The organism is Pseudomonas donghuensis (assembly GCF_000259195.1).
GTDB classification, from domain to species: domain Bacteria; phylum Pseudomonadota; class Gammaproteobacteria; order Pseudomonadales; family Pseudomonadaceae; genus Aquipseudomonas; species Aquipseudomonas donghuensis.
The window spans coordinates 5,001-13,669 of sequence record NZ_AJJP01000212.1; the positions used below are offsets into that span (position 1 = coordinate 5,001).

Below are 8,669 nucleotides of genomic sequence, written 5' to 3' on the forward strand. Positions count from 1 at the left end.
ACCTTGTATAGAGAGTACCGGCCTGCCCTGGGAGGCACTATGTTTGAACCTTACCTGCAACGCTGGCAATTGACCGCCGACGGCGAGCCAATCATCACCCACAGCAGCCACTTGCTGCCCGTCCTTTATAAAGGCAAGGCAGCGATGCTCAAGATCGCCCACGAACCCGAAGAACAGTCCGGTGCCTTGTTGATGCAGTGGTGGGATGGCCAAGGCGCCGCCGCGGTGCTCGAACACATCGATCACGCCGTATTGCTTGAGCGTGCTCAGGGGACCGCCTCACTGGCCGATCATGCTCAACACGGTCGCGACGAAGAGGCCACGCGCATCCTTTGCGCGGCGATTGCCCGCCTGCATGCACCACGGGACCAGCCGCTGCCGCCACTGGTCGAGCTACAACCCTGGTTTTCCGGCCTGTGGCCCGCCGCCGAAGAAAATGGCGGGCTGTACCGACGTTGCGCCGACATTGCCAGCCAGTTGCTCGCCTCCCCCGGCGAACAGAGGGTGCTGCATGGAGATATCCACCACGGCAACGTTCTCGACTTCGGCAACAGAGGCTGGCTGGCCATCGACCCCAAGCACCTCTACGGCGACCGCGCCTTCGACTATGCCAACCTGTTCTGTAATCCGACCCACGCTCTGGCCACCGACCCACACTGTTTTCAGCGGCGCTTGCAGATTGTATGCGAAACAGCCGACCTGCCTCGTCAGCACATGCTGCAGTGGATCGTCGCCTGGTGTGGTTTGTCGGCGGCCTGGTTTCTCGAGGATGACTTGCACGAAGACGCCCGCACGCCCCTGCAGGTCGCGCAACTGGCACTGAACCTGCTGGAGGCAAGCAACTAATCGAAGCAGCATCGATCTGTAGATAAGGCACCCCATAGATGAGCCACCGCCATGAGTGAAGCGCAAAGCGGCAAAACCCCCGGCCTATCTGCAGACGAAGAGCAGGAAGTCAGCCATAACCAGCCACCCCGCGCGGCGGTATTGCACGAGATCATTCGTTTCCAGGGTGACCAGGAGCTGGAGCGCACCATCGCCGCGCTGTTCTGGTCGGCGCTTGCCGCCGGGCTGAGCATGGGCCTGTCGCTGATGGCCATGGGGCTGTTCTATTCGCGCCTGCCCGAAGACGACAGCAGCCAGGTGATCGCCAGCCTGGGTTACTCGGCCGGATTTCTTGCCGTGATCCTGGCCCGCCAGCAACTGTTTACCGAAAACACCCTGACCGCGGTACTGCCGGTGATGACCGAACCGAGCCTGCGCAACTTCGGTCGCTTGCTACGTTTATGGTCGGTGGTACTGCTCGGCAATCTGGCCGGCACCATCCTGGTGTCCTATGTGATGCTCAACCTGCCGATCTTCGACAGCAAGACCGACGTCGCCTTCCTCGACGTCGGCCACAAGGTGATGGATAACGACCTGAACCAGATGTTTGCCAAAGGCATCATCTCGGGCTGGATGATCGCCACCATGGTCTGGATGATCCCGTCGATGGAAAGCGCCAAGGCGTGGATCATCCTGATGATCACCTACCTGATGGCCCTGGGTGATTTCACCCATATCGTCGTCGGCTCCGTGGAAGTGTCCTACCTGGTCTGGGCCGGCGAAGTCAGCTGGACGGCATTCTGGCTGGATTTCGCCGTGCCGACCCTGATCGGCAACATCATTGGCGGCAGCTTCATTTTCGCCCTGATCAGCCACGCCCAGGTGCGTAGCGACAGCAGCAAGCCGTCCACTGCCCTACCCCGGCGTGACCGGCAAAAAGACCAGTCGGCAGGCAAGAAACCCTAGGGCTCTCGCGCCGCCAGCACCCGTTCGCCGCCCTGACGCAGCTCCCGTTGTGGCTTGGACTGCCACCAGGCCGGACCACTGTGCGGTTGATCGAGGCTGACCCGCTCGCCGATCTGCGGCGTGCTCAGCGATACCTGTGCGGCATTGGCCAACGCCAGGATGCGGTCGAACGGTTCACGCCAACTGTGGGTGGACAGGTCAAACGTACCGTTATGGATCGGCAGCAACCAGCGCCCGCGCAGGTCAAGGTGCGCCTGCAGGCTTTGCTCGGGCTGCATGTGTACATCGGGCCAGTTGACGTTGTAGGCGCCGGTTTCGATCAGGGTCAGGTCGAAGGGGCCGTACTGCTTGCCGATCTCCTTGAAGCCGTCGAAATAGCCGGTATCGCCACTGAAAAACACCTTCAGCTGGTCATCGATCATCACCCAGGATGCCCACAGGGTACTGTTGCTGTCGAACAGGCCGCGCCCGGAAAAATGCTGCGCCGGGGTTGCGACAAACCTTACGCCTTCGACGCTGGTTTCCTGCCACCAATCCAATTGCCGGACCTTGCTCGCCGGCACACCCCAGCCAATCAGAATATCGCCCACCCCCAGAGGCGCAATGAAGTATTCGGCACTGTTGGCCAGTTGACGTATGGCCTGCTCGTCGAGGTGATCGAAGTGGTCGTGGGAGAGAATCACCGCGGTTAACGGCGGTAATTGGTCGAGCTTCAGTGGTGGCGGGTGAAAACGCCGGGGGCCGGCCCATTGCACTGGCGAGGCGCGCTCGGCGAACACCGGGTCGGTGATGAAGAAGCGCTCGCTCAGTTTCAACAGTACCGTGGAATGCCCCAAGCGCCAGACGCTATGATCCGGTGCTTCAAGCAGCTGCTGGCGGCTCAGGGGCTGCACGGCAATGCTGACACTGGGCCGGGTATCGGCGGGCTTTTTCAGGAGCAGGTATTTAAGGCCGATGCGCAGTTTTTTCATCACCCCGTCCTGGGGCAACTGCACCTGGTTGCGATAGCGCCCATCCTGGCGTTGCGCCGGTTCACCGGCCTGGGGAGTCAGCGGGGCCATGAGCAGAAACACTCCAAGGATGAAGATCAGTTTCATGGTACCCCACAGTGATTGCATCAACCGTGAAATGGCTTGTAAGGCCATTTTTCAATAGCCTGCGATTGTTCAACAATATTGACAGCATTTATGCGATAAACGGCGCCCCGGAATAGACCAGCATCCATGATGGAAAAGAAAAGCGGCAAGGGACTTTCATTTGTAAAGCGGATTTACCTGCCGCGCATCATCGGCCTGGGGATCGGCATGCTCAGCGTAATGGCCGGGATTTCAAGCCTGCCTGTGCCCTCATGGGCCTGGACCCTGCTGCTGTTCAACGGCCTGGTCTGGCCGCACCTGGCCTATCAAATCGCCCTGCGCGCCAACGTCCCGTACCACGCCGAGTACCGCAACCTGCAACTGGACTCGCTGATGGGCGGGTTCTGGACCGCCACCCTGCAGTTCAACCCGCTGCCCAGCGTGACGATCCTGGCGATGATGGCCATGAACAACTTCGCTGCCGGCGGCCAGCGTCTGTTCTTCAGGGGCCTGCTGATCCAGGGCCTGGGCATGCTGTTGTCGATCGCCCTGTTCGGCCCCGGGCTACAACTGCACGCAACCACCCTGCAAGTCTATGCGTGCCTGCCGATGCTGACGCTCTACCCCATGGCGGTCGGCTGGGTCTGTTATCGCCTGGCGATGAAGCTGTCTGAACACAAGCGCAGGCTAAGCGCCCTGAGCCGCACCGACAGCCTGACCGGCCTGCTCAATCATGGCTCATGGAAAGACCTGCTGCAGCTCAAGTTCCAGATCTGCCAGCAGCAAGGCCGCGAAGCGGTGATCGCAATCATCGACATCGACCACTTCAAAACCATCAACGATACCTACGGCCATGTCGTCGGCGATTGCGTCCTGCACCAGTTGAGCAATGAGCTCAAGCGCACCCTGCGCGATGATGACCTGGCCGGACGCTACGGGGGCGACGAATTTTGCGTCATTCTTCCGGATACCCGCCTGGAAGACGCCAGGCAGGCCATGGAACGCCTGCGCGAACGGGTCGGCAGCTACCGCAACCCACAGCTACCGGAGCTGCACATCAGCCTGAGTATCGGCCTGGCCAGTTGCAGCGACGCCCTGCCCGACCCGGAAGCCTGGCTCAATGAAGCGGACAAAGCCCTGTATTGCGCCAAGAAAGGTGGCCGTAATCAGGTCAATTTCGCCGATTCGGACCTCACTGCGCTGAAGCTGGCCTATCCTGAGTGAACGTTCGTCCGCGCGGCCAGGCCGCAGGGATGCAGCTCAACAAGGACCAGCCCGAGTATGGACAGGATTGCCGATGCTCTGCCAGCCAGCCAACGCCCCAGCTTGCAAACACGCAAACTCATTGCCGCCATCGCGGCGTTGTTCGCACTTGCCTGTCTGATTGCCTTGGGGGCACTGTTCAATATCGCTGCCACGCTCAACACCAACGAGCGGGAAAAAAGCAGCTTCTACGCCCATAAGGCCCTGGAGCAGCGGCTGGAGTCATCCCGGCAGTTTCTTTCCAGTTACGCGGTATGGAACGCCGCTTATGATCACCTCAATGGCAGCGCCGACCTGCACTGGGCGTATGAAGAGAAAAACGTTGGCGACTCGCTGTACACCGCCAGCGGCTACGAGGGGGTGTTCGTCATCGATGACCAGACGACCAAGTACGCCCTGTTCAAGGGCCAGCTAAGCAAGGCCCCGGCCGATACCTATATAGAAAGCCCACTAGGCCCGATCATCGCCAAGGCGCGCAACGTCGCTGCCGAACGCCAGCAGATTACCGAACACGTGCTGTTCAACGGCTGGCCCGCAGTACTGGTGGCTGCGGCCATTCGGCCCGATGACGAAGTGCTGGGCATCGACCCGCAAACCACCTCGGTGATGCTCTTCGTTGATCAACTGACGCCGGAAAAACTCACCCGCCTGGGCAGCGGCGTCGGCCTGAGCGGCATGCACATCGAAAAAGCCGACGCGCCGCTGGCGGATCAACCCAGCCTGAAGCTTGGCGATACCGGCTACCGGCTTGACTGGATCACCCCGCGCCCCGGCGAGCAATTGCTCTGGGCCGTGCTGCCGCCGTTGCTAGGCGCCATGCTGGTACTGGGTTTGCTGATGGTCTACTTCTTCCGCTACGCCTTGCGCACATCACAGGAAATCGACGCCAACCTGCGCAACCTGCAGGCTACTAACCAGGCGCTGGAAGCCAGCGAGCAGCGCTTTCGCGCAGTGGCCGAGGCCGCATCGGACTGGATCTGGGAAACCGACCGTCATCATCGCCTGAGCTACCTGTCCCAGCGCTTCGTCACCGTGACGGGCTTTCAGAGCGAGGACTGGCTCGGCCAACCGCTCAACCAACTGCTCAGTTGCGAGACCACGCCGCTGATACAGTGGCTCGACAACCAGGCCGATACCGACTCGCAGCAAGTTGCCAACCTGCGCTGCGCCTATCGCGACCAGAGTGGCCAGGTACGGTTTTGCCGGGTTTCAGCCCGCTCGATTGTGTTTGACGGCAAACTGGCCGGCTATCGAGGCACCGCCAGCGACATTACCGATGAAGTCGCTGCCCACGCGCGCATCCAGCACCTGTCGATGCATGATGCGCTGACGGGCCTGGCCAATCGCAACAAGCTCTCGCGTTTTCTCGACCAGGCCTTGCTCAAGGGCCCGGACGCTACACCGCTGACCCTGTTGTTGCTTGACCTGGACAGCTTCAAGCCGATCAACGACTCCCTTGGCCATCCCGCCGGCGACGCCGTGCTGCTGGAAGTCGCTGCCCGCCTGCGCGAATCGACCCGCGACGGCGACCTGGTGGCGCGCCTGGGTGGTGATGAATTCGTGCTGGTAATGAACGGCATGGACAGCCGCAACGAGATCGATCGCTTCTGTGCACGCTTGATCGACAGCCTGCACCAGCCGATCCACTACGAAGAACAGGCCCTGCACATCGGCGCCAGCCTGGGCGTGGCGCAGACGCGCCTGCAGGGCTTCGATGCCGGCGAGCTGATCCGCTGCGCCGATATCGCCCTGTATCAGGCCAAGGCAGAAGGCAAGAACACCTGGCGCTACTTCTCGCCAGAAATGAACAAGCAGATCCAGTACCGCCGCCAACTGGAAAACGACTTGCGCAAGGCACTGAAGAACGGTGAGTTTATCCTTCACTACCAGCCACGCTACCGCCTGGAAACCCTTGAGATCGTGTCGGTCGAGGCGCTGGTGCGCTGGCAGCATCCGGTCGAAGGCCTGCTGGGCCCGGACACCTTTATTCCCCTGGCCGAACAGACCGACCTGATCGTGCCCCTGGGCCGCTGGGTATTGCGCGAAGCCTGCGAGACCGCCCGCCACTGGCCGGAGGGCCTGCTGGTGTCGGTCAACCTGTCGCCCGCACAGTTTTCGCGCAGCGACGTGGTCAAGGATGTTCATGAGATCCTGGTCGCGACCGGATTCCCGGCCCAGCGCCTGGAGCTGGAGATCACCGAAAACGTCATGCTCAACGATATCGAAGGCGCGTTGAGCACCATGAATGCGCTCAAGGAGCTGGGCGTGCGCCTGAACATGGATGATTTCGGCACCGGTTACTCGTCACTGGGCTACCTGCGCACCTACCCATTCGACAGCATCAAGATCGACAAGCGCTTCATCGCCGGGCTCAGCAGCGACGGCAACGACCGCGCCGTGGTTCAGGCGATCATCAACCTGGGCAAGGCCATGGGCCTGACCGTCACCGCCGAAGGGGTGGAAACCGAGCAGCAACTCAAGGCCCTGGGCAAGGAGCAATGCCATGAGGTGCAGGGCTACTACCTGAGCAAGCCGATCGACAAGCTGGCCTTCGAAGCACTGCTGCAAGCCGGTGAGAACAGCCGCGCCGACGTCTCCTAGGCCGCAGGTAAACCAAGCCGGGCGCGTACCAGCTTGAGCAGGTTCGGGCCGACCTCGTCAAAACCTTTGTTCTGCGCCACGATCTGCACGCCTTCGAGCAGCAGCGTCAGTTCGAACGCTGCCTGCTCAGGCTCGGCGATCCCCGACGCTTCACATAAGCGCACCAGACGGGCCGCCTGACGACGCTTGTGCGCCTCGATAAGCTCGCGCGCCGGGCTGTCGCACACCGGTAGCTCTGCCAGGGTATTGGTATAGGCGCAACCACGGTGCGAAGAAAGCACCGGCTCCTGTACCAGAAACTCGGCAAAACCGAGGATCTGTCGCGCGGGCTGAGCGCTGAACTGCTCGGCCAAACGCCCCCAGACTTCGTCGTACTCGGCCATCATCAGACGCAACCACTCCAGTACCAACACATCCTTGGACTCGAAGTGCCGGTACACGGTCATCTTGGTGGTTTCGGCCTTCGCGGCAATGGCATCGACAGTGACGCGAGTGATGCCCTCGTTGAAAAACAGCTCGTGGGCAGCATCCAGGACCCGCTCGCGCGGGGGCAGACGGGCGATTCGTTGCGAACGCATGGGCTCACTCCAGTTGACGACGATACTAACAAGTATCACTCTATACTCATGAGTATCTTTCGATACCCATCGGTATTTTATCGTCAATTGTCGCGGGAGTGCGCCATGAAGGTGAGTGAATATGTGCAATTCGATGCCATCGGCCTGGCCGAGCTTATTGCTCAAGGACAAGTCAGTGCCGATGAAGTGCTGGCAGCGGCGCAGCAGGCTATCGCCAGCGTGGAGCCAAAGGTCAATGCCCTGGCCGAACACTGGCACGACGAACCGCTGCCCGCCTGCGCCGAAGGACCGTTGTACGGCGTGCCATTTCTGATCAAGGACCTGGCAATCAGCATGCAGGGCCGCGCCCACGAGTTCGGCAGTCGCCTGGCGCAAGGCACCGCCAGCACGGCCGACTCGTTCCTGATGCAGCGTTTTCGCCGCGCCGGACTGCTCACCCTGGGGCGTACCACCACGCCGGAACTGGCCATCAGCACCACCACCGAATCGCGCCTGTGCGGCCCGACCCGCAACCCTTGGGACCTGAACCGCAGCGCCGGTGGCTCCAGCGGTGGCTCGGCGGCCGCGGTGGCCAGCGCCATGGTACCGGTTGCCCATGCCACCGATGGCGGCGGCTCGATCCGGGTGCCAGCGGCGGCCTGTGGCTTGTTCGGGCTCAAGCCCGGACGCGGGCTGATTTCCATGGGGCCATTCATGGACGAAGCCTGGAACGGCCTAGCGGTTCAGGGTGTGCTCAGCCGTACGGTGCGCGACAGCGCCCTGCTGCTCGATTGCATGGCCGGGGCGCAAGCGGGCGATCCGTACCCGCTGGCCCCTGCACAAAGCAGTTACCTGAGCGCGCTGAAGCAAGCACCTGGCACCTTGAAAATTGCCGTGCAGTGGCATCCGCTCAATGGCCGGCGCAGCAATCCGCTGATGGTCGAGGCGCTTCAGGGATTGGTCCGAACCCTGGAGAGTCTTGGTCACCACTGCCAGCAGGTAGACCTGGATATCGGTCTGTCGTGGGAGGCTTTCGTCGAGATGAACGCGCGCTTCTGGGGCAGCAACACCGCAGCCTGGCTTGATGCCCTGAGTGCCGAGACTTGCCGCCCGCTCAACGCTCAATGGCTGGAACCGGCAACCCTGGCGCTGCACCGTTATGGCAAAGCACTGTCGGCTACCGAGCTGCTCGCGGCGATGGATCAGCGCAACCTGGTCAGTCGGAAACTGGGCGGGTTCTTCCAACGCTTTGACCTGTTGCTGAGCCCGACCCTGAGCGAGCTGCCGCCGGTCATCGGCGACTACAACGCAGGTCAAGAACAGGTCGATGGGCTGGGCTGGATGCACCGGGGATTCAATCACTCCCCCTTCACTGCCCTGG

At 61.7% G+C, this 8,669-nt stretch carries 7 protein-coding genes; 5 read left to right on the top strand and 2 right to left on the bottom strand.

All coding sequences use genetic code 11. The features are described from left to right. Positions 1-39: 39 nt before the first annotated feature. Both UW3_RS0102065 and UW3_RS0102070 read left to right on the top strand, forming a co-directional pair. Positions 40-846 (top strand): aminoglycoside phosphotransferase family protein, encoded by an 807-nt coding sequence (locus UW3_RS0102065; RefSeq protein ID WP_010220516.1) that lies wholly within the window; start codon positions 40-42, stop codon positions 844-846. 51 nt (positions 847-897) lie between these two features. After that, positions 898-1,791: a formate/nitrite transporter family protein gene (locus tag UW3_RS0102070; RefSeq protein WP_010220517.1), complete on the top strand. Its 894-nt coding sequence runs from the start codon at positions 898-900 to the stop codon at positions 1,789-1,791. Here UW3_RS0102070 and UW3_RS0102075 read toward each other — a convergent pair. Beyond that, complete coding sequence (locus UW3_RS0102075) at positions 1,788-2,888, bottom strand: MBL fold metallo-hydrolase (RefSeq protein WP_026001160.1); 1,101 nt, start codon at positions 2,886-2,888, stop codon at positions 1,788-1,790. The genes UW3_RS0102070 and UW3_RS0102075 overlap by 4 nt on opposite strands. Before the next feature lie 129 nt (positions 2,889-3,017). Here UW3_RS0102075 and UW3_RS0102080 point away from each other — a divergent pair, with 129 nt between their 5' ends. Then, on the top strand, positions 3,018-4,091 hold the full coding sequence (locus tag UW3_RS0102080) for a diguanylate cyclase (RefSeq protein WP_026001161.1): 1,074 nt from the start codon (positions 3,018-3,020) through the stop codon (positions 4,089-4,091). 57 nt (positions 4,092-4,148) lie between these two features. After that, positions 4,149-6,731 carry a bifunctional diguanylate cyclase/phosphodiesterase gene (locus UW3_RS0102085; protein ID WP_010220520.1) on the top strand — a complete coding sequence of 861 codons (2,583 nt, stop codon included), beginning with the start codon at positions 4,149-4,151 and terminating at the stop codon, positions 6,729-6,731. Here UW3_RS0102085 and UW3_RS0102090 read toward each other — a convergent pair. Next, positions 6,728-7,309, bottom strand: a complete 582-nt coding sequence (locus UW3_RS0102090) for a TetR/AcrR family transcriptional regulator (RefSeq protein ID WP_010220522.1) — start codon at positions 7,307-7,309, stop codon at positions 6,728-6,730. The genes UW3_RS0102085 and UW3_RS0102090 overlap by 4 nt on opposite strands. Before the next feature lie 105 nt (positions 7,310-7,414). Here UW3_RS0102090 and UW3_RS0102095 point away from each other — a divergent pair. Beyond that, positions 7,415-8,669 (top strand): amidase (locus UW3_RS0102095; protein WP_010220524.1); only part of this gene is annotated, 1,255 nt, incomplete at its 3' end.

Bases quoted from the DNA above. Each gene is read 5' to 3' on its own strand.
- UW3_RS0102070 (WP_010220517.1), top strand. From the start codon at position 898: ATGAGTGAAGCGCAAAGCGGCAAAACCCCCGGCCTATCTGCAGACGAA.
- UW3_RS0102090 (WP_010220522.1), bottom strand. From the start codon at position 7,309: ATGCGTTCGCAACGAATCGCCCGTCTGCCCCCGCGCGAGCGGGTCCTG.
- UW3_RS0102080 (WP_026001161.1), top strand. From the start codon at position 3,018: ATGGAAAAGAAAAGCGGCAAGGGACTTTCATTTGTAAAGCGGATTTAC.
- UW3_RS0102075 (WP_026001160.1), bottom strand. From the start codon at position 2,888: ATGAAACTGATCTTCATCCTTGGAGTGTTTCTGCTCATGGCCCCGCTG.
- UW3_RS0102065 (WP_010220516.1), top strand. From the start codon at position 40: ATGTTTGAACCTTACCTGCAACGCTGGCAATTGACCGCCGACGGCGAG.
- UW3_RS0102085 (WP_010220520.1), top strand. From the start codon at position 4,149: ATGGACAGGATTGCCGATGCTCTGCCAGCCAGCCAACGCCCCAGCTTG.